Below are 19,714 nucleotides of genomic sequence, written 5' to 3' on the forward strand. Positions count from 1 at the left end.
GCCGACGCCAATAGAGGGCGCAACAATCGGCGCAACGTTCGCCACCACGGTGATGGCCGCCAACCGGTGCTGCATCGCGTTGCCTTCGAACAGGTCGCGGACGATCGCGAGCGCCACCGTCATCCCCGCGCCCGCCCCAATGCCCTGCACCAATCGCGCGCCAAGCAACACGGCGATGCTCGGCGCCGCCGCCGAAACAATCCCGCCTGCCGTGAACAACGCGAGGCCGAGCAACAGCGTGGGCTTGCGGCCTTTTGCGTCGGAAAGAGGGCCATATACGATTGGGCCCACCGCAAAACCCGCCATGAACAGACTCAGCGTGAGCCCGGCCTGACTCGCGCTCGCATGCAACGTGCTTGCAATATTGACAAGCGCGGGCAACGCCATATCGATGGAAATAGGCGGCAATGCAGCCAGCGCGCCGAGGAAAACAGCGAACAGGATGGAGTGCGGAGCGAGTCGCCAGCGTTGCATCACGTCAGCTCCGCTTCGCTTGCGGCGTCAGCACCACGCGGCCTTTCGTCCCTCCCGCCACCGCCTGGTAGGCAGCTTGTGCGTCTTCCAGCGCGAAGGTCTGCGCGATAACCGGCGCCTTGTAGCTGCCATCTTCGAACCCGGGACGCAGCGCTTCCAGCATGTGCGCGGACGCGACCAGGTCGCGCTTCAACGTATCGACGCCAATCAGGCGGCTCTCGTTGTGATAAAAATCCGCGAGGTTGAAGGTGACTTCGCGACGATCCGAAGCCGATATCTCCACCAGCCGTCCGCCCACCTTCAGCATGTGCAAGGCCGTTTCGAACATCGATCCGCCGACGGTATCGAATACGACCGCCGCGCCGCCGTTCGCCGCTTCACGAATACGCGCGATGGCATCGGGGGCTTGCGAGTCCACCATTACATCGACGTAAGGACTCGTCGCGGCCGCTCCACGCGCCACGCCAACCACCTTCGCGCCAATACGCTTCGCGATCTGCGATGCCGCCCCGCCTACGCCGCCCACCCCGATGATCACCACGCTCTCGCCGACCTGCAACTGCGCCGCCTCGACCACGGCGCACCACGCGGTGATGAAATTCACGCCAATCGCCGATGCTTCCTCGAACGTCAGGTTGACCGGCTTGCGACGCAGGCTCGCAACGGGCACGACCACGTGTTCAGCATGCGTGCCGTCGCGCGTGAAACCCGCGTCGCCGCCCGAGCCCCAAACTTCAGTTCCCAGCCACTCGGCGGGACCGGCGATGACCACGCCCGCATAGTCACGGCCGGGCGTACGCGGCAGCGTCGTCTGGCTCATGCGCCCTTCCACGTTCTTTACGTCGCTCGGATTGATCGATGCCGCGAAGACCTGGACGACGGCTTCCTCACCGGACGGCGCGGGCGTAGGCAAATCGCTGGAGAAGAGGACCGATGGATCGCCGTGCTGGTTGAAGCGCAATGCTTTCATGATGATTCCTCCGTTGTCATGTCCGCATTATTGCCGCGTCCGCCCGTGGCGAAAAGGCATCCTTCCGCATAGAATCGTTGCGTTAAGTGGAAAGATGGACGGAATCAGGATGGACCCAATCAATGCCCGATGAAATCAACGACCTGCGCGTGTTTGCTCAGATAGTGGACGCCGGCAGCCTCTCGGCGGCCGCGCGCCAGACGGATGGATCGACCGCCGCCATGAGCCGGCGGCTGGCCGCGCTGGAAAAGCGTCTGGGCGTGCGCCTTGTCACGCGGACGTCGCGACGCTTCGACCTGACGGTGGAGGGCGCACTGTTTCACGAGCGCACGCTCGCCATCCTGCAGGCGGTCGACGACGCCGAGGCCGAGATCAGCGCTCAGGCGCGCGTGCCGCAGGGTTTGTTGTGTATCGGCGCGCCGTCCGAGATTGGGCGCAAGCAGATCGCGCCGCTCATCGAAGCGTTCTCGGACAGGTATCCGGAAGTCGAAGTGCGGCTTGTGCTGTCCGATATCGGGCTGGATGTGATCGACGACAATCTCGACGTGGCATTGCGCATCGGCTTGCCCGCGGATACTGGCGTGATAGCGAAGAAACTGCTGTCGAGCCGGCGCATTGTGTGCGCGGCGCCAGAGTATCTGGCGCGGCATGGCACGCCGGAAACGCTCGCCGATCTCGCCGCACACGATTGCCTGCGGCTCGTGCGCGGGCAGCGTGTTTTCGACAGATGGTTATTCGAGGAAGATGGACGGCGCCGTGAGATTCAGGTCCGCGGCACGCTCTCGACCGCAAGCGGCGAAGTGCTTCACGACTGGGCGCTCAAAGGCCGCGGCCTTGCGCTGAAGGCGCTATGGGATATAGAAGACGATTTGCTCGCGGGCCGGCTGATTGAGTGTCTCGCCCCCTATCACTGCGATGAAATCGAGTTATATGCGGTGTTTGCGAGCCGGCGGCATTTGTCGCCGAGAGTGCGGGTCTTTCTTGATTTCGTACAGGAAACGGTTGGCGTGAAAAGCTCGGCGGCAGGCGTGCGTTAGCTGTGTGTTAGCTCGATGCCAGCGGCATCCACGGGTCGTTACCGGTTGCCGGATACATGAGCGACACCTCTTTGCTCACACGAACGATTTCATGGATGTTATCCCTGAAGTTCGGGCTCTTTTCGTAGCTGATAAAGCCAGCGTCCACAATTGCGGACAAGGTCAGCAACGCGAAAGCGATGCGCTCGACGATCATAAAGCGGCGGGGCATTTCCAAAGTTCCTTGAATCTTTAATTTCGGGAATTATAAGGGTTTTCACCTACTTTTTGCCAGCACAAATTGAGATGCGGGTGGCAGAAAACGACACCGCCCAACGCGCTGTTCAGGGAAATATTGCCTCCTTTCATCACACGAAAAGCCAGCCTTAATTCGTCGATGTATGGTTGTTGGCTCGTCGTTGCATTGACGTTGCATTGACGTTGCATTGACGTTGCATTGATGTCGAACACGATCAGGAAGGGGGCGTTACCGCAGATGGCAATCGAAGCCGAGCATCGCGCCATGGCGCAATTTCCGCCGGAGGGCTTGAAAACGGAGCGTGTGGTGCTGCGTCCGGCCGGCAGTCAGTACACCGGCGCGTTGCTGATCTACAGGCTCACCAATCGCGCGCACCTTGACCGCTGGGAACCATTGCGCGAAGACGCTTTCTTCACGATGCAAGCCGCCAATGAACGCATGGCATTAATGGAAAGCGCGATGGCGGCCGGCACCGCGCTGCATCTGCTGATTTTCACGAGCGAGCGCCGCAACGTGCTGATTGGTGACTGCCACTTCACGAACATCGTGCGGGGGTCGTTTCAGGCGTGTCATCTCGGCTATTCGATCGATCAGCATTACGAGGGACGCGGGCTGATGCGCGAGGCACTCGTTGCGGCGCTGGGTTTCATCTTCGATGCGTACCGGCTGCATCGTGTCATGGCGAGTTATAGGCCGGAGAATGATCGCAGCGGGCGTCTGCTGGCCAGCCTTGGGTTCGAGCATGAAGGGCTGGCCAAGGCGTATCTCAAGATCGACGGACAATGGGCGGATCACGTGCTGACCTCGCTAGTGAACCCGAAGGATTGAGGGGTGGACGCGCTGGCGCGGACCTCCGCCGGATTATGCGTTTAGCCAGTTTTCAACTTTAACGCCGGGATACTGCGCGAAATCGCGTTCGTTGTTGGTAACCAGAATTACGTCTAACGCACTGGCATGCGCAGCGATCAGCTTGTCGAGATGATCCTTTTTCCGTTCGCGTGCGACTTCCCGGATAGCGCCGTAAGCGGTGGCTGCCGCAACGTCGAACGGCATCACTTGAATGTCCTGTGTCAGCGCCGCAAGATTGCGCTTTTCGCGCTTCGGATTAGCTGAAACCGCGACACCATATTCCAGTTCGGCAAACGTGATAGCAGACATGACCACGTCGCCGAAATAACACTTCTCAAAACGTCGCGCAACTTGCTCGGGTTGGTTTTTCATCAGGTAGATGCAGATATTCGTGTCGAGCATATAAAGCGGCATTACAAATACTCGCGGTCCGTCTGCTCGTGTTCGTCACGACCGTCCACGGTGAAATCCGGCCCGAATTTCGCAAAGATCTTTAACACGCCAGCCAGAGATCGACGTACCGGTCGAATCCTCAATTCGTCGCCCACGCGCTCGATGTTCACCTCCATATCCATACGGTCACAGGCTAGTTCAGCGGGAATGCGCACGGCCTGCGAATTTCCATTTCGGAAGACTTTCGTAGCGGTCATTGCGATCTCCTTGTGTGTACATTGGATGTACTAAAGCCGCACATGCCCTCAATGTAAATACACGTGTGTACAACATCTCATCCAGGCGATTGGGGCACACAAACCTGGTTCATCGAGCGCTCACTTCCCCGGACACCCGCACCAGCACCTTGCCGAAATTACGGCCATCGATCATATCGAGGAACGCCTGAGGTGCGTTCTCCAACCCCACGGTGACATCCTCCAGATGCTTCACCTGACCCGCCCGCAAAAAGCCGCCGACATCGCGCAGGAAAGCGTCCCGATACTCGGGCAAAAACTCATAGTTGATATAACCGCGCACCGTCAGGCTGCGCGTCAAAATTGCGCGCATGGTCGCAGCGAGGCCATCGTCGGCGCCAGCGGTGTTGCCCGACGTCTGGGCCATCAATCCGCAGACAGGAACGCGGCCGTATTGATTGAGCAAAGGCAGCACAGCCTTCCACACAGCGCCGCCGATGTTTTCGAAATACACGTCGATACCCTTGGGACACGCATTCGCCAATTGATCGGCGAAGTCAGGCGCGCGATGGTCAATGGCGGCATCGAAACCGAGTTCATCGACTACATAGGCGCACTTCTTCGCACCGCCAGCAATGCCGACTACACGCGCGCCAGCGATCTTGCCAAGCTGACCCACAAGAGAACCCACCGGCCCGCTCGCCGCGCCGACCACCACTGTCTCGCCCGACTTCGGCTTGCCGATCGCCGCCATGCCGGCGTAAGCCGTGAAACCCGGCATGCCCAGCACGCCGAGGTAAGCGCGCGTTGCAATACCGTCTGCGGAAAGTGGCTTCAGGTCGCGGGCATCGGCTACTGCATGGCTGACCCAGCCCGCGTTCACGAGCACCTGAGCGCCGGCCGGAAGCGTTGTATTGTTGGATTCGGTTACCGTGGCCACGCTCTCACCCGGCATCGCCTCGCCAATCTGTGCGGGTTTTGCGTAAGACCGTGCGTCGTTCATACGGCCGCGCATGTACGGATCAAGCGATAGATAGTCGATGCACAGCAGCACCTGCCCTTCGCCCGGCACGGGCATGGGCACGTCTTCAAGACGGAAATCAGAGAGCGCGGCGCGACCGCCGGTGGGACGCGAGGCCAACACGATTTGTCGGGCGGTAGCTGAGGTCATGCGGTTTCTCCAGGATGCATCGCGGGGAAACTCAGCATATACGGGCTTGTGAAATCGCGCTTTGTCGCGCGGTCAGACGTGGGGGTGATTCGCTTTGTTAGCTTGTTCTGCTTAAACAACCGACGCGATGAACACATCGATCTCCGCCGCATCAGGCGACGTTGCAGGTCCATGGCGCGTCACGGCAATCGCCGCCGCAGCGTTCGCGCGACGAGCCGCCGTTCGTGCATCCGCACCGGTCGCAAGTCCGGCCAGGAACACGCCTGCGTGAGCATCGCCGGCGCCATTGCTGTCGACCGCTTTTACCGCGAAGCCCGGTACATGGTCGCGTATTTCGCCCACGCGCAGATGGCAACCGGAGGCGCTATCGCGCACGATGGCGAGTGCACCGCTTCTCAACCGCGCGATGACCGAGTCGAATGCTGCATCGAAATTATCGGTATTGGCGAAGCGCAATGCTTCCTCCCGGTTGCTCGTCCAGATTGATACGACGGCCAGTACGCGTGCAAGCAACGTTGAATCGATAGTATCAACCAGCGGTCCCGGATCAAAAGCCACGCGCGTTTCAGCAGGCAGATGCTCAAGCCAGTCAGCAAGTACAGCGCCCTTGTCCGCGAGCATCAGGCTATAGCCACTCACATAAACAATGTCTCGCGCGGTCACCGCAAGCGCGTCGAGCACATGCCGCTCAAGCACGCTTTCCGCGCCCATGTGCGAGACGAACGTGCGCTCGGCGGAAGCATCGACAATGGCAACGCACAAGCCGGTATCCTGGTCCGCGACTTCGGGACCCGCAATCTCCACGCCTTCCTGCGCTAACGCCTGACGCGCCATGTCGCCGAAACGTCCATGCCCATGGCCGCCTGGATACACCACGCGCATGCCGCTGCGCCGTGCTGCAGCCATCACGTTGAAACCGCCGCCTACTTCGAAGCTCGCGTTGTGCGCGAGCACGTCGCCACCGGGCGCGGGCAGCGTATCGATCTGCATGACCAGATCGACAATCACCTGTCCCGTATGTATCAATCGCGATGCCTGCTGTGAATCTGCTTGCGTCATGCTGTCTTCCAACGTTTGGTTGCGCCGCGCGCCCCGCCCAGCAGAGCATATACGCCTGCGGCCACCACGAATGTCACGATCCATCCGAGGCCATTGCGTCCAAACCACGAGTCCACGAATAGGCCGTGGATAGCACCTGTGGAGAGGAAGCAAAAACCAGGCACGATCGCCAGCGCCCATGCACCAAACGCACGCCATTCGATGCCGCCTTTGTACCAGTACGCGCTGCGTGGGGAGACATCGAGCAAGTCGGTCGGGGAGTATTCCTGGCGGTGAATCAGATCCACCACGAAGATACCGACCCACGCCGTGATAGGCACTGCCAGCAGCGAAATGAAGCCGATGAACGGACCATAGAAGCTCCCGGCAATCAGCATGAAGTAGATTGAGCCCGTGAAGATCACGACGACGTCGACCACCACCGCCTGCACGCGCTTCACCTTCAGGCCAAGCGTGAGTGTCGTCAAACCAGCCGAATACACGGACAGGTAATTGGACAGCAGCAAACCGCCGAACGCTGTGATCAGATACGGAATGGCCATCCATGTGGGCAACATTTCGCGAATCGCGGCGATGGGGTCCGTAGCCGACGCAAGATGATCATTGCCCACCGACAGCAGCGCACCAAGCGTGACGAGAAGAATCAATGGAATGCCCGCGCCGAATGCGGCGGATGCCACGAGCGCCGGACCCTTTACGGTAGGGGCCTGATAGCGCGACATATCGGCGCCTGCGTTAGCCCAGCCAATCCCTGTACCCGCTGCAATCGTGCCAATACCAATGATGACGGCGCTCAACGGCGCCGGCGCCGCATTGAAAACCGCATGCCAGTCGATCGCCGTCACAAGAAAGCCTGCGACCAGCAAGTTGAGCACGCCGAAGACGTACGTCGACCATTTCTGGATCACGAGCAGCGTAGCGTGCCCGAGTCCCGATACGATCAACGTCAGCACCACGAACACGGCGATGAACACCAGCGTCAGCACTGGCGCATTCTTGGCTTCCGCAGGTGTCCCGAACAAGATGGTTGCAAGCGACAGCAACACGTACGCGGCGGTGGTCGTGTTGACCGTCTCCCAGCCGAGCCGCGACAACAGCGAAACGATGGTCGGCCCAATGTTGCCGCGCACGCCGAAGATCGCACGCGACAACGTGAGACTCGGTGCATGCCCGCGCCGGCCGGCGATCGAGATCACGCCGACGATCGCAAACGATCCCGCCGCGCCGATCACCGCGACAAGCGCCGCCTGCCAGATCGCGAGATGCTGGAACGCAACCAGCGTCGCGCCGAGCGGCAGTCCAAGGATGCTGATGTTAGCGGCGAACCAGACCCAGAAAAGCTGCAGCGGATGCCCATGACATTCGGCTTCCGGTACAGGTTCGATACCACGCGTCTCGACTCGGCGAGCGCTGTTTGACGTGCGTGACGAAACCATCTGAGTCTGATCTCCAGATTAAAAGGGACAGCGGGAAATGCCGCGAAGAGTGCGTTAAGCGCGTCAGGAAGCTTCGGCGCGCAGTTTAAGCAAACGGTCGACCAGCGGCTCGAGATCGAGCGAGTTCACACGTCGAATAGTTTCGACAGGACCGGCCGGCAGCGCGTCGTAACCCGCGCACGCGCCGAGGATCGCGCCGAGCATGGCGGCGATCGTGTCGGTGTCGCCACCCAGGCTCGCTGCAGCCCCCAGGGCGGCTTCGATCGTGCTGTCGCGTGTATGCAGATCAAAGGCCAGCGCGAAGGTCGCTACGACTGATTCCTGCGATGCCACCGACGTACCGATCACGTCGTAGATCGTGTCCGCCACCTCCTGCCCGGCGCAGTTGCGCATCAGCTCGCGGGCATGGCGAATGCGCGGCGCAATGCGCCCGCCTGCAACCCAGAAGCCGCGGCTCTCGGCGGTCTCGGCCATGGAAATGCCGGCTTCCAGCGCCTCGCCCAGGCTCGCGCCGTTCAGTCCGGCCGAGACCGCCGCAGCCACCGCCGCCGCGCTCGAAATGCCGAGCGTGGTGTTATGCGTCACCACACACGATTGCACGACGGCATCGAGAAACAGGTCCTGGTGACGCAGGTCAAACGCGATCCCGACTGGCGTCACGCGCATGGCCGCGCCGTTGGTCGTACCGAAACGGCCCGTGCGCAGCGGATCTTCGCCAGCGGCAATGCGCACGATGGCCTGTTTCGTCGATGGCCCGAGCAGGTCGAGCGACCCACGCGCCTTCATCGACGCTTCCCATTCGATCAACGCGTGCGCGAACGCCATTGGTTCGATCTTGCCGTTGCCGTCCGCCAGCAAATGCGCAACGAGGACCGCTTGTTCCGTGTCGTCGGTGATGGAGCCAGCCTGAAGACCCGGTGCGATCGGTTGATCCGGAAACGCATTTTCCAGCTTGTCGATCCGCCCAAATTGCTCGACGATGCGCTCGCGGCTCAGTGACTGGGTCGGCATGCCGAACGCGTCGCCGAGTGCGAGACCGTAGAAGGCGCCGCGTGCGCGATCCGCCAACGTGGGATGATTCAAAAGCAAAGACGAAGACATCAGAATTCCAGGTGTAGTGCGAAAAAAGCCGGGTCCAGCAAGCTCACGACATATTCAATAATCCGTTCATCCCGGTCCCGCGTGATACGCCGCGAACGCAGGAATGAGGTACCGGTACGACGCTTGAGCAGGCGTGCATCAGCCGCTTCAAGGCCGACCACTTCGGCCCACTGCTCGCCGTGATGCGGCACCATGCCATGCTCGATCAGCGTCCGGTTCAACGAGCCGCCTACCAGCCCTTCCAGCGGCAACGCGGCGAGGTCGTCGTTAAATGGCAAACGACTGCGTTCGAGCGAAATGCACTGCGCCTGCGCGTCAACGCCGATCACGCGCATCCGGTCGATTGCTACGAAGGTCGTGCGCTCAAGCTTCAACTCTTGCGCAAGCGCCTCGTCTTCGACCAGCGCAATCTGCAGCAAACGGGTCTGCGCACCACCCGCTTTTTCTATCGCGGTGGTCCAGCCGAGCGTCCCGTCAAGCGCCTGACCGTTGAACGTCACAAACGAACCGATACCGCCCTTACGCGTAATCAAACCGCCGCTGGTCAGCAGGTCGAGCCCCTTGCGAACGGTATTCCGGCTAACCGCGAAGCGCTCGACCAACTCGTTCTCGCTTTCCAGTTGCTGCCCGAACGGCAGACGCCCGGTGAGGATCTCCTGCTCGATCGTGGCGGCAACCATATGCGCCTTCGAGCGCCCGACCTCTGCGGTTTTTACTGCCCGTTTAACCATGGTGTGACTCCTGTGCCTATGAGGTTGGAAGGTCCAGTCTCTGTAAAAGCACAAGTATGCACATGTTTTGTTTAAAAGCGGCGTATGAAAATTGATTGAAAGCTTCAGAACTTTGCGTATCCTTTGCGTAGCCTTAATCTCAGTTGTCTGTTCCTTTTATGACCCTTTATCAAGAACATGTAGGAACATGTACAAAATTTAAGGCGTCATATTGCGATGGTCAAGCAGGAATTAATGAGGGGAAACCCTTGGGGTTTTGCCAGACGGTGGCCGGGCGGCAACGCGCGGGTCGGGCGCATTGTTGAGGAAGGAGCCGGTCGTGGCTCCCTCCCTATTTTTACGATCGGGCTTTAGCGGGCGGCCGCGCCATCTCCCGCAAACGTTCGATGCCTGCTTGTATAGGGAAGGTATTTTGCGTGCCATCCCGAAGTCGCAGCGACACCGTCTCGTCGCGCTGGTCGCGCGCGCCTACCGTGATGAAAATAGGGATCCGCTGTTCGCGCGCATCGACGATCTTTCGTTCAAGCCGTTCAGGCCTGTCGTCGAACACTGCCTTTAAGTTCGCGTCATCAAGCAAGTCCATCACGCGTTGTCCATAGCCCGCGCTGGCATCCGACACCGTTGCCACCGTCACCTGATCGGGCGCAAGCCACAGGGGCAGCCAACCTTCATGATGCTCAAGAAGCATCGCGATAAATCGCTCCATGCTACCCAGGACCGCGTGGTGAATCATCGCCGGGCGAAGGTGCTCGTTTTCGGACGAGACAAAGCTTGCATCGAGGCGATCTGGCAAGACGAAATCAAGCTGGATCGTTCCACACTGCCAACTACGGTTGCGGCTATCCATAAGATGGAATTCGAGTTTCGGACCATAGAAAGCGCCTTCTCCCGGACGCACATCGAACGTCAGGCCGGCGGACGCCGCGGCCTTCGCGAGCGCTTCTTCCGCGCGATCCCAGACCGCATCATCACCCGCTCTCTGATCCGGACGCGTAGCCAGGCGCACGTGGAACGTCGAGAAACCAAGGTCGGCATAGACCACGCGAAGCAGGTCGCAAAACCGCCCTACTTCGGCTTCCACCTGATCTTCCATGCAGAAGACATGGGCATCGTCTTGCGTGAAAGCGCGGGTGCGCTTCAATCCCTCGAGCGACCCCGAAGGCTCGTCGCGATGGCACGCGCCAAACTCGCTGTACCGGATTGGCAAGTCGCGATAAGAACGAATCCGCTGGTTGAAAATCTGCACATGACAAGGACAGCTCATGGGTTTCAGGCAATGCGGCTGGCTTTCGTTGGCCCCATCGTGAGCTTCATCATGGCTGGCGCTCACCGAATACATGCCGGCCTGAAATTTATCCCAATGCCCGCTGCGCTCCCAAAGCGAACGTGCCAGTAGTTGCGGCGTACGCACTTCGCGAAATCCCGCGCCCCGCATTCGACGCCGGATGTAATCCTCCACTACCCGATAAAGCTCCCACCCACGCGGATGCCAGAACACCATTCCAGGTCCTTCGTCCTGCTGATGGAAGAGATCCAGTTGATAACCTAACTGCCGATGATCGATATCGTCCACAACGCTCTCCGTTAAATTCAAGGGCCGTCACGGACAAGGAGCGCTGCACAACGCAAAAGGCCCCGTCCGTTTCCGGCGGGGCCTTCTGAAAAACGCATCTCGATACTTTATCGCGCACGCCCTCCAGACGACCCGCCTGAGAAGGTGGTCGTGGTAGTCGCGGTCGTGAGGGTGAAGAGATGCGAGTTCATGGTGCTAACAATAAAGGCCTTTGGGGCCTGACGTCAACATCGTTATTTAAGAACATTAAATCGCAAGACGATGCGAACCCGGACGTTTTGGACGACACGTACCGGGTTCGCAATAGCTTTGCTCCTACATCAAGCCAGCACCGTCACTGGAGCAACCGCAGCCGGATCGCTGATACTCGGGCGGCCGTTTTCAACGTGACCTGCAAGACGGCGCAAGAACGTAGGATCGTCGTTGCTGGTGACGCTCAGATCGTACCAGTGATGACTCGCGGACAGAACCCACGACGCTGCCATGGTTCCCAACGACGGCACCACCACCGAACGCGGCTGCGCGCCGTACGCGTTGTCGGCCACCGACAAGTGCGCAATGCCACGGCCGCGGTTCGTGAACTGCAGGGACACGTTGCCGTTCGCGACATCGTATTGCACCGCCAATTCGGGGGCAGCCGGCGGATTCGACACACTGCCGCTTCCCGGCGGCGTCAACGAACCAGCAAAATCGCGCACGAATCCGTTCGGACCATAGACGGTGAACGCATAGATGCCCGCGGTCCTGTTGATGTCGAAGCTGTCGCGCACGGTCTTGCCCGCTTCAACCGTATAGCGCCACGGACCGTCGGTACGGTTCTTTGAATAGACATAGAAGTGCGCGCCCTGCGTGCCGGTATTGGCGAAGTGAAGCGTAAATGTCTTGTTGCCCGCATCGAGACTGCTTTGCACATACAACTCGTAGGGCAACGCGCGGGCGAAGCGCGTACCGGGTTCCTGCGGATCGATCACACCAGGCACGGCCGGCACTGTCGGCGCCGGTTGCGTGGCACATTGATTGTCCGCGATCGTCTTGTAGTTGCTGGTGTCGGGCAACGCCGGCATCTGTGCATCGGGCGTACGGAAATCGAAGGCCGTGGTCAAGTCGCCGCATACCGCACGACGCCACGGCGTAATGTTCGGCTCCATCACCCCAAAGCGCGTTTCAATAAAACGAATCACCGACGTGTGATCGAACACTTGCGAACAAACGAAACCGCCCTTGGTCCACGGTGAAACGACCGTCATGGGTACGCGCGGGCCGAGGCCGTAAGGCAGGCCGTCGGCGGTATAGCTGCCGCCGCGTCCCGGATTAACCACCGTATGGAGTTCGCCCTCGGTTGTCACCGTCGACAAACCTTGCGCCCGCGACATGGGCGGCTGCGGCGGCACGAGGTGATCGAAGAAACCATCGTTCTCGTCGTACATGATGAACAGCACCGTCTTGCTCCAGACTTCCGGATTAGCGGTCAGCGCATCAAGGATTGTCGACGTGTATTCCGCCCCGTAAGCCGGCGTGTATTTCGGGTGTTCCGAGTACGCTGCGGGCGGACACAACCACGATACTTGCGGCAATTTATTCGCCAGCACGTCGGCCTTCAGGTCGTCGATCGTGCGCACTGCGTTCGCGCGCAACTGCAGCGAAGAGCCTTGCGGTGCGTTGATGATGTTCGTGAAATTTTGCAGGATGTTGGTGCCGTAATTGCCGTTCAGCGGATCGTCGCCGGTCAGGCCTTGCTGGTAGATCTGCCACGAGATACCGGCCGCTTCCAGACGTTCCGGATAGGTCGTCCACGAGAGCAACTGATATTTCGGCGGACCGTCGCCATCCACAAAGTCGTTGTTGTCGAGCAGCGGGCCGCCTTTCGTGCCGGTCGGATCGACCATGCCCGTCATCAGATACGCGCGGTTCGGATGCGTCGGGCCGGGCAGCGAGCAGAAGTAGGAATCGCAGACGGTGAAGGCATCGGCAAGCGCGTAGTGAAACGGAATGTCGCTGCGCAAGTGATAACCCATCGTCATATCCGTCTTGTACGCGGGCCATTGGTCGTAACGGCCATTATTGATCGCGTAGTGAGTCGGGTACCAATTGTGGTCCAGGTCGCCTACGCACTGCGCGCTGGTCGTCAGGGTATTCAGATGAAACGGCAGCACCGGTTTCGTCGCATCTTCCTTCGACGGCTGGAACCATACCGGCTGGCCGCTCGGCAACGGGATCGGGAAGCGGTCGTTGTACCCGCGTACGCCACGCATATGGCCGAAGTAGTGATCGAAGGAACGGTTCTCCTGCATGAACACCACAATGTGTTCAACGTCATTGATCGATCCGGTGCGCCCCGACGCCGGAATGGCGAGTGCTTTGCGAATGGACTCGGGGAACACGGTCAGCGCGGCGGCGGCGCCGGCTGAAGTGGCAACAGTCTGCAGGAAACGGCGGCGGCTATTCAATGTCATTTTGATTCACCTCATGGCGTCATGATAGATGCGGCAATGCCGTCCCGGTCGAAGGACTCGATCAGGATGGGGATTCTTGTTCACTTGAAAGCGGTGGCTTTTCGCGTCACTGGGACGAGTCAGGCGCGGAGTGAAGAACAGGTGCTACCTGTTGCGCGTCCGCCGCGAGGCTTGCCTGAGCGGCCGCAATGGGACTGCTCGCCGCCTGGTCATCGGACGGCGCTGACAGCACGAGCGGCTCGACGGCGCTGGCTGGCAACGACGCGTTAGCCGAGGCTTGTTGTGCGGCGCCGACGCTTGCCTGGTCGTCTGGTCCGCAGGCAGCAAGCGCCAGCGTCGCCAGTGCCGTCAATGCCAATGTCGCGGTCCGTCTCATGATGTCTCCGCTGGGTTCGAAGGTTCGCGCAAACGTTTTCGTTTGATCGCGGACGCCAGTCTGCAGACGAATCAAGAAAGTTTTGTGAAATATCTGGTAAGGCTTGGTGAGGTTCAACGAGGCAGGAAAATCTGTCAATTAGCTTACGTATTGTTATGCATCGCAGATTGCGAATTCAAAAACTAGTTGCATAGCGAATCATTTTCTCCTAGAGTGTCTCCATGTTCGATCACTGCATTTACTTCAACACAACGGCACTCGCGCGAAGCCTTGAGCGCGAGTGGGCGAGTGCGTACAAGACGTTTGGCCTCACGCCGCCGCAGGGATTCATGCTGCGCGCGGTGCTGGCGAAGCCTGGCATCGTGCAAAGCGAGTTGGCCTCTGAACTCGCCATTTCTCGATCCACTGCAACGCGTACGCTGGACGGTTTGCAGAAGTTGATGTTTATCGAACGCCGGCTTACCGCATCCGACGGACGCGAGACCGCCATTCATCCCACTGGCGAGGCGCTGCGAATCAAGGATCCGTTGAACGCTGCAAGTGCCGCGGTCACCAAGCGTTTGAAGGCTGAACTCGGTGAGGAACGTTTTGCGACCACGGTCGCAAGCGTGAAAGATGCACGGTCGAGCCTCGACTGATTTTTTTACTAAATAGTTGTATAGCGAACTAATTGGAGATGGAAAATGCCGATTTTGAACGTGAAGGTAAGCATTGAAAAATCGCCCGAGGCTGTTACGGCCATATCGGACATGTTGCTTGAACTGACCTCGAGCATCCTGGGCAAGAAGCGAGAGGTGACGGCGATCACCATTCAGTTCATTGATCCGGATAGCTGGGTGATTGGTGGCCGGCTGCTAAGCGAGCAGAAAAGATCCAGCTTCTATTTCGATATCAAGATCACCGACGAAACGAATACGAAGGATGAGAAGGCGCGGTATATCTCGGCTGTTTTTGAAGGGTTCGGCAGGATATTGGGCGATCTGCATGAAGAGAGCTATATCCATGTCGAAGATGTCAGGGCGGCTTCATATGGGTACGGAGGACGCACGCAGGAATATCGCTACCATCACTGAGTTTTCTCGCTCGCACTGCGCGGACAGCTGGTTCTGCCAGAGTTCTGCCACAGTTCCGCCGGCGCGAGCGAACCATCACCGATGCCCCGCGGGCGTCGTCACATCACCCTCCGAACCTTCCGCAAACGAGTGCGAACCTGGTTCGTAGAACAGTGCAAACAATTCCGATTGCGAGCCAATGCCGAGCTTCGAATAAATGTGCTTCTTGTGTGCGCGGACCGTCTCGAACGAAATGGTCAGCTTCTCCGCAATCGCACGCGATGAGAACCCGCTCAGCGACAACATGGCGACTTCAATCTCGCGCGCCGTCAACGCACCGCGCCCGCTCTTTTCCGTCAGGATACCGAACCGCGCAGGCAAATCATGCTGGCCGCCTTCCGCAACTTCAGACGCCCCGGGCACTGCGCCGAAATTTTCATATCGCAAGCGCTGCTGCATCAAGGCAAGCACCCAGGGCGAGAACAACGTCAGCAACGCTACATCGCGCTCGTCGTAACGGCGCATATTGCCGAGGGAGAATCCCATGGTGTAATTGGCGTCGATCACCACGTTGAAATGCACTTCGTCGCCAACAATGTTTTTCTTGAAGTAGCGTTGGTAGTACTCCGTCATTTTGAAGTTATCGGGCGCGACATCGGCTAGCGTGTAGAAACCCGAGACACGCTGCTCGAAGGCCGCCAGATAAAATGGATCAAGTTGATAAAGCGCTGCCAGATAGTCCTGGAACAACAGGTCGACCTTGCCGTCAGGCAACGCCTGTTCAGCACAGACCAGCGGCAGTCCATTGCGGGCAAAACGCAGTGCGACCCAACTGTCGAAGGTGATATGCCGCTCGAGCACCCGCGTGAGGCGAGCCCAGAAATGCGGCCCATCGAGTGCGTCGATGGCTGAACCGATCTCTCTATGGAACGCGAGATCATGCCATTGAAACTCCATCGTCTCCTCCAGTAAGGGTAACCCTGGTGGGTAATTCCTGGACAAAAATAATGCCTCGATAATAGTCCGGACGAAAACGTAAGCCCCCAAAATAATGCCATTGAAAGGTATCTGGAAGGAGACGGATTTAATGCAGGCAGAACTCGCACAACTCGCGCTGGTCGATGGCGACGTGGGGCACAACACCCGCAAGGTCATCGAGACAATCGGCCGCGCCGATGTCGCCGGGGGCACGAAGCTGATCGTATTCCCCGAAGCAACCCTGTCCGGTTTTCCGACGCGAGAAAACGTCGCGGACGTCGCACAGTCGCTGGAAGGACCCGCACTGGCCAGCGTCCGCGACGCCGCCCGGCGTGCCGGCGTATCGGTCGCGGTGGGACTCGCCGAACGCGAAGGCGCGCGATTCTACAACACCACTGTATTGATCGATGACAAAGGCGAGATCGCACTGCGTTACAGGAAGACGCACCTGTGGGCGTCGGACGTGGGCGTGTTCACGCCAGGTGATCGCTTCGAAACCTGCTTGTGGAGCGGCCTCACGGTCGGCCTGCTGATCTGCTACGACATCGAGTTCCCCGAGACCGCCCGGGCAATCGCCGCGCTCGATGCCGACCTGCTGATCGTCACCAACGGCAACATGGATCCGTTCGGCCCCGTGCATCGGCGCGCCATTACTGCCCGCGCGATGGAAAACCAGATGTTCGCGCTCATGGTGAACCGCTGCGGCACAGGCGACGACAACCTCACCTTCCCCGGCGAATCCGCGCTGGCTGATCCTTGCGGCGAAATCGTGGCTGCGGCGGGTGCGCAAGAAACGCTGCTGCGCGTTGATATCGACTTCAAGCGGCTGGAAGCCAGCCGTGAGCACTATCGTTACTTGAACGACGCACGCGTGCCACTAGGCCTCACGGCGATCAACAATGCCGATGGATCGCGTGCGCTTGTGATTGAAGAGCGCCGTCGCCTTATTGACTGAAGACTCAAGTTTTCAGCAGTTCCGTAGCACATGAATCGTCTGGAGCCTGCGCTCCGGACGCGCCCGCCCACGCCTGTCGATTAGTCCCGGAGATATCATGCAAGACTCGTCCGTAGCCGCGCAGTCGCATCTGAAACGTACACTCGGCTTGCCGTCCGTATTATTGTTCGGCCTGGCTTATATGGCGCCGCTGATCGTATATGGCACCTATGGCGTGCTCGCCAAAGCCAGTGACGATACCGCAGCCCTCGCCTACTTGCTTGCGCTCGTTGCTATCGCCTTCACGGCGCTGAGTTACGGCAAGCTCGCGCGGCTTTACCCTGTAGCCGGCTCCGCCTACACCTACACACGCAAGACCTTCAATGCGCATCTGGGTTTCCTGGTCGGGTGGGCAACGTTACTCGACTACTTCTTCCTGCCCATGGTGATCTGGCTGATCGGCGCAGCTTATCTGAATGCTGCGTTCCCGACCGTGCCCACCTGGATCTGGATCGTCGCGTTCATTGTCCTGACGAGCGCGCTGAATATAGTAGGCATTGAGCTGGCCGCGCGCTTCAACATTGTGCTGATGATCGTGCAACTGGCCATTGTTGGTTTGTTCGTTGTGCTGTGCTGGCACTATGCATCGGCGGCTGCCGGTCCCGGCGGGATCGCGTTGGCGGAACCGTTCTTCAAAGGGCACGTGCCGTTCGCCTCGACCATGGCCGGCGCCGCCATTGCCGCCTATTCGTACCTCGGCTTCGACGCGGTTTCCACGCTCACTGAAGAGACCATCGACCCGAAGAAGAACATGCCGCGCGCCATCTTGTGGATCGCGTTGATCGGCGGCGCTATTTTCGTTCTGGCCGCTTACACGATGCAACTTGCGCACCCGGGCGTGGAATTCAAGGACACCGATTCGGCCGCGTTCGAAGTCGCCAAGATGATTGGCGGCGATGTCTTCGTGACGGTCTTTCTGGCCGGCCTGATCCTCGCGCAGTTTGCCTCGGGCATCTCGGCACAGGCTAGCGTCGGGCGTCTGCTGTATGCCATGGGTCGCGATGAAATCCTGCCCAAGCGCGTGTTTGGTTTCATCCATCCAAGGTTCAAGACGCCGGCGATCAACATCGCGATAGCAGGTATTGTCGGTTTGATCGCGCTGAAGCTGGACGTGGCAACGTCAACGTCGTTCATCAACTTCGGCGCTTTCCTTGCGTTCACCGCCGTCAATCTTTGCGTGGTCAGGATTTATTTGTCAGGCGATCATGGCGACAAGAAGATTGGCGTGATCGGCGGATTGGTGTTTCCGTTGATCGGCGCGGTCGCGGATATCTGGCTGCTGGCGAGCCTTGAAAAGACAGCACTTGTGCTGGGTGCAATCTGGTTCGTGATCGGGCTCGTGTACCTGTGCTGGATCACCCGCTTGTTCCGTCAACCGCCGCCGGAAGTGGCGGTTTAAACCGGGAGTCAATGTTCGCTGCAGCGCGCGTCAATGCGCGCTGCAGCAAAACTCAGACTATCAAAAGCGATGCTGAATCCCCGCTGTCACGCCCGCTTGTGTATCGGCGGCGCCGACCAGATCACGCGACAAGCTGACCTTCTGATCGTGCTTCGCCATTGCGTAACCGCCTGACACATAGAGCGTCGTGCGCTTGGACAATGAATAGTTTCCTCGCACCGAGAACAGGGTTGGATCAGCGTCGCTCGCGTCCTTGATGTCCTGGTGATACACCGCGCCGATCAACGTGAAAGCCGGCGTGAATTCATACGAACCGCCTAGCCAGTATGTATCGCTGCGCAGCGCAGCAGCGGTCGTGTTGAACGCGCGCCGAAAATTCCGATAACCCGCCATCACCTTGGCCGTGCCAAAGTCATAGCTCGCACCCGCATGAATGCCCTGGATATAGTTCGTCGAATCCGTGGGCGTGACACTATCGCCCGCGCCGTTCTGGCGATCGAATGTAGCGACGGCAGCAAACGCACCACGCTCGTAGCCCAGTCCGAAGTCATATTTCGAACTCGACTTCATGCTGCCCGGTACGTTGCCAAAGCCATACATCGCGCCGAACTTTACGCCGGTGTATTCACCGTCGTAACGCACGGCGTTCGCTGAGCGCGAGAACAGTCCGTCCTTGCGACCACCGGTCGCCGTCGCGCTCGTCGCCCACGAATAGTTGGGTGCGTACCCCATCGGATCGAACGGCAGCATGTAGTCATAAGTGGTGGTGAAAGTGCGGCCGAGAATCACCTGCCCCCACTTCTTGCTCTTCAGGCCCACGGTTGCACGGCGATCGAACAATGCGTTGGGACCGTCATCGAGTTGACCGTTCGCAATGTTGATACCGCTCTCCAACTGGAATATGGCCTTCAACCCGCCACCGAGTTCTTCCGATCCCTTGAAGCCGAACCGCGACGTATTCTTGCCGCCCGATACCAGCCGCGCCGCCCCGCCGTCGTCACTCGCGTGATTCACGTATTCGATTCCCGCGTCGACAATGCCGTAAAGCGTCACGCTCGACTGTGCGTGCGCCGCGCCGCTTAGCGCGAATGCCGTTAAAGATACTGCTCCAATACTGCTGCGCTTCATCTGTCTTCTCCGTGTTGTGGTTATGGCTTGTGATGCACGAACGGGATCCCGCGCGGCTATAAAGCC

21 protein-coding genes are annotated in these 19,714 nt (G+C 59.4%); 6 read left to right on the forward strand and 15 right to left on the reverse strand.

Annotated features, from left to right (window positions below; genetic code table 11):
• Positions 1-474 (reverse strand): MFS transporter (locus JWR14_RS19120; RefSeq protein ID WP_299709819.1); only part of this gene is annotated, 474 nt, incomplete at its 3' end.
• 4 nt (positions 475-478) lie between these two features.
• Entirely contained in the window at positions 479-1,444 is a 966-nt protein-coding gene (locus tag JWR14_RS19125; protein WP_299709821.1) for a zinc-binding alcohol dehydrogenase family protein, read from the reverse strand.
• Positions 1,445-1,566: 122 nt separating this feature from the next.
• On the opposite strand from JWR14_RS19125, the gene JWR14_RS19130 reads away from it, so the two are divergent.
• Positions 1,567-2,481, forward strand: a complete 915-nt coding sequence (locus JWR14_RS19130; RefSeq protein WP_299709823.1) for a LysR family transcriptional regulator — start codon at positions 1,567-1,569, stop codon at positions 2,479-2,481.
• Between the two features lie 7 nt (positions 2,482-2,488).
• Here the strand turns inward: JWR14_RS19130 and JWR14_RS19135 are convergent, their stop codons facing one another.
• On the reverse strand, positions 2,489-2,692 hold the full coding sequence (locus JWR14_RS19135) for a hypothetical protein (RefSeq protein WP_299709825.1): 204 nt from the start codon (positions 2,690-2,692) through the stop codon (positions 2,489-2,491).
• Between the two features lie 228 nt (positions 2,693-2,920).
• Here JWR14_RS19135 and JWR14_RS19140 point away from each other — a divergent pair, with 228 nt between their 5' ends.
• Complete coding sequence (locus tag JWR14_RS19140; RefSeq protein WP_299709827.1) at positions 2,921-3,547, forward strand: GNAT family N-acetyltransferase; 627 nt, start codon at positions 2,921-2,923, stop codon at positions 3,545-3,547.
• Between the two features lie 33 nt (positions 3,548-3,580).
• On the opposite strand, the gene JWR14_RS19145 is transcribed toward JWR14_RS19140, so the two are convergent.
• The 10 genes from JWR14_RS19145 to JWR14_RS19190 form a co-directional block, all read right to left on the reverse strand.
• Positions 3,581-3,982, reverse strand: a complete 402-nt coding sequence (locus JWR14_RS19145) for a type II toxin-antitoxin system VapC family toxin (protein WP_299709829.1) — start codon at positions 3,980-3,982, stop codon at positions 3,581-3,583.
• Positions 3,982-4,218 carry a type II toxin-antitoxin system VapB family antitoxin gene (vapB, locus tag JWR14_RS19150; protein WP_299709831.1) on the reverse strand — a complete coding sequence of 79 codons (237 nt, stop codon included), beginning with the start codon at positions 4,216-4,218 and terminating at the stop codon, positions 3,982-3,984. Before vapB ends, JWR14_RS19145 begins: the two co-directional genes overlap by 1 nt.
• A 109-nt stretch (positions 4,219-4,327) precedes the next feature.
• Entirely contained in the window at positions 4,328-5,368 is a 1,041-nt protein-coding gene (locus tag JWR14_RS19155; RefSeq protein ID WP_299709833.1) for an NADP-dependent oxidoreductase, read from the reverse strand.
• Between the two features lie 111 nt (positions 5,369-5,479).
• Entirely contained in the window at positions 5,480-6,427 is a 948-nt protein-coding gene (locus tag JWR14_RS19160; RefSeq protein WP_299709835.1) for a PfkB family carbohydrate kinase, read from the reverse strand.
• Complete coding sequence (locus JWR14_RS19165; RefSeq protein WP_299709837.1) at positions 6,424-7,863, reverse strand: cytosine permease; 1,440 nt, start codon at positions 7,861-7,863, stop codon at positions 6,424-6,426. The genes JWR14_RS19160 and JWR14_RS19165 overlap by 4 nt, the downstream gene beginning before the upstream one ends.
• A 63-nt stretch (positions 7,864-7,926) precedes the next feature.
• The gene (locus JWR14_RS19170; protein WP_299709839.1) at positions 7,927-8,964 is read right to left on the reverse strand and encodes an ADP-ribosylglycohydrolase family protein; all 1,038 of its coding nucleotides are present in this window, start codon (positions 8,962-8,964) and stop codon (positions 7,927-7,929) included.
• On the reverse strand, positions 8,964-9,695 hold the full coding sequence (locus tag JWR14_RS19175) for a GntR family transcriptional regulator (protein ID WP_299709867.1): 732 nt from the start codon (positions 9,693-9,695) through the stop codon (positions 8,964-8,966). The genes JWR14_RS19170 and JWR14_RS19175 overlap by 1 nt, the downstream gene beginning before the upstream one ends.
• A gap of 337 nt (positions 9,696-10,032) precedes the next feature.
• Complete coding sequence (gene thrS / locus JWR14_RS19180) at positions 10,033-11,268, reverse strand: threonine--tRNA ligase (protein ID WP_299709869.1); 1,236 nt, start codon at positions 11,266-11,268, stop codon at positions 10,033-10,035.
• 320 nt (positions 11,269-11,588) lie between these two features.
• Entirely contained in the window at positions 11,589-13,721 is a 2,133-nt protein-coding gene (locus JWR14_RS19185) for a phosphocholine-specific phospholipase C (RefSeq protein ID WP_299709872.1), read from the reverse strand.
• A 106-nt stretch (positions 13,722-13,827) separates the two neighbouring features.
• Positions 13,828-14,097 (reverse strand): hypothetical protein, encoded by a 270-nt coding sequence (locus JWR14_RS19190; protein WP_299709874.1) that lies wholly within the window; start codon positions 14,095-14,097, stop codon positions 13,828-13,830.
• 221 nt (positions 14,098-14,318) lie between these two features.
• Between JWR14_RS19190 and JWR14_RS19195 the strand changes: the two genes are divergently transcribed.
• Positions 14,319-14,735, forward strand: coding sequence for a MarR family transcriptional regulator (locus JWR14_RS19195; RefSeq protein WP_299709876.1), 417 nt, complete (start codon positions 14,319-14,321; stop codon positions 14,733-14,735).
• Positions 14,736-14,780: 45 nt separating this feature from the next.
• Positions 14,781-15,170: a 4-oxalocrotonate tautomerase gene (locus JWR14_RS19200; RefSeq protein WP_299709878.1), complete on the forward strand. Its 390-nt coding sequence runs from the start codon at positions 14,781-14,783 to the stop codon at positions 15,168-15,170.
• 75 nt (positions 15,171-15,245) lie between these two features.
• Here the strand turns inward: JWR14_RS19200 and JWR14_RS19205 are convergent, their stop codons facing one another.
• Positions 15,246-16,106: a helix-turn-helix transcriptional regulator gene (locus JWR14_RS19205; RefSeq protein ID WP_299709880.1), complete on the reverse strand. Its 861-nt coding sequence runs from the start codon at positions 16,104-16,106 to the stop codon at positions 15,246-15,248.
• Between the two features lie 130 nt (positions 16,107-16,236).
• On the opposite strand from JWR14_RS19205, the gene JWR14_RS19210 reads away from it, so the two are divergent.
• Together JWR14_RS19210 and JWR14_RS19215 are read left to right on the forward strand one after the other, a co-directional pair.
• Positions 16,237-17,082, forward strand: a complete 846-nt coding sequence (locus JWR14_RS19210; RefSeq protein ID WP_299709882.1) for a carbon-nitrogen hydrolase family protein — start codon at positions 16,237-16,239, stop codon at positions 17,080-17,082.
• A 97-nt stretch (positions 17,083-17,179) separates the two neighbouring features.
• Positions 17,180-18,520, forward strand: a complete 1,341-nt coding sequence (locus tag JWR14_RS19215; RefSeq protein WP_299709884.1) for an APC family permease — start codon at positions 17,180-17,182, stop codon at positions 18,518-18,520.
• Between the two features lie 60 nt (positions 18,521-18,580).
• Here the strand turns inward: JWR14_RS19215 and JWR14_RS19220 are convergent, their stop codons facing one another.
• The gene (locus JWR14_RS19220) at positions 18,581-19,648 is read right to left on the reverse strand and encodes a porin (RefSeq protein ID WP_299709886.1); all 1,068 of its coding nucleotides are present in this window, start codon (positions 19,646-19,648) and stop codon (positions 18,581-18,583) included.
• Positions 19,649-19,714: the final 66 nt, after the last annotated feature.

Origin of the sequence: Caballeronia sp. (genome assembly GCF_028292365.1) — a bacterium.
GTDB lineage: Bacteria > Pseudomonadota > Gammaproteobacteria > Burkholderiales > Burkholderiaceae > Caballeronia.

Bases quoted from the DNA above. Each gene is read 5' to 3' on its own strand.
- JWR14_RS19125 (WP_299709821.1), bottom strand. From the start codon at position 1,444: ATGAAAGCATTGCGCTTCAACCAGCACGGCGATCCATCGGTCCTCTTC.
- JWR14_RS19130 (WP_299709823.1), top strand. From the start codon at position 1,567: ATGCCCGATGAAATCAACGACCTGCGCGTGTTTGCTCAGATAGTGGAC.
- JWR14_RS19135 (WP_299709825.1), bottom strand. From the start codon at position 2,692: ATGCCCCGCCGCTTTATGATCGTCGAGCGCATCGCTTTCGCGTTGCTG.
- JWR14_RS19140 (WP_299709827.1), top strand. From the start codon at position 2,921: ATGTCGAACACGATCAGGAAGGGGGCGTTACCGCAGATGGCAATCGAA.
- JWR14_RS19145 (WP_299709829.1), bottom strand. From the start codon at position 3,982: ATGCCGCTTTATATGCTCGACACGAATATCTGCATCTACCTGATGAAA.
- vapB (WP_299709831.1), bottom strand. From the start codon at position 4,218: ATGACCGCTACGAAAGTCTTCCGAAATGGAAATTCGCAGGCCGTGCGC.
- JWR14_RS19155 (WP_299709833.1), bottom strand. From the start codon at position 5,368: ATGACCTCAGCTACCGCCCGACAAATCGTGTTGGCCTCGCGTCCCACC.
- JWR14_RS19160 (WP_299709835.1), bottom strand. From the start codon at position 6,427: ATGACGCAAGCAGATTCACAGCAGGCATCGCGATTGATACATACGGGA.
- JWR14_RS19165 (WP_299709837.1), bottom strand. From the start codon at position 7,863: ATGGTTTCGTCACGCACGTCAAACAGCGCTCGCCGAGTCGAGACGCGT.
- JWR14_RS19170 (WP_299709839.1), bottom strand. From the start codon at position 8,964: ATGTCTTCGTCTTTGCTTTTGAATCATCCCACGTTGGCGGATCGCGCA.
- JWR14_RS19175 (WP_299709867.1), bottom strand. From the start codon at position 9,695: ATGGTTAAACGGGCAGTAAAAACCGCAGAGGTCGGGCGCTCGAAGGCG.
- JWR14_RS19185 (WP_299709872.1), bottom strand. From the start codon at position 13,721: ATGACATTGAATAGCCGCCGCCGTTTCCTGCAGACTGTTGCCACTTCA.
- JWR14_RS19190 (WP_299709874.1), bottom strand. From the start codon at position 14,097: ATGAGACGGACCGCGACATTGGCATTGACGGCACTGGCGACGCTGGCG.
- JWR14_RS19195 (WP_299709876.1), top strand. From the start codon at position 14,319: ATGTTCGATCACTGCATTTACTTCAACACAACGGCACTCGCGCGAAGC.
- JWR14_RS19200 (WP_299709878.1), top strand. From the start codon at position 14,781: ATGCCGATTTTGAACGTGAAGGTAAGCATTGAAAAATCGCCCGAGGCT.
- JWR14_RS19205 (WP_299709880.1), bottom strand. From the start codon at position 16,106: ATGGAGTTTCAATGGCATGATCTCGCGTTCCATAGAGAGATCGGTTCA.
- JWR14_RS19210 (WP_299709882.1), top strand. From the start codon at position 16,237: ATGCAGGCAGAACTCGCACAACTCGCGCTGGTCGATGGCGACGTGGGG.
- JWR14_RS19215 (WP_299709884.1), top strand. From the start codon at position 17,180: ATGCAAGACTCGTCCGTAGCCGCGCAGTCGCATCTGAAACGTACACTC.
- JWR14_RS19220 (WP_299709886.1), bottom strand. From the start codon at position 19,648: ATGAAGCGCAGCAGTATTGGAGCAGTATCTTTAACGGCATTCGCGCTA.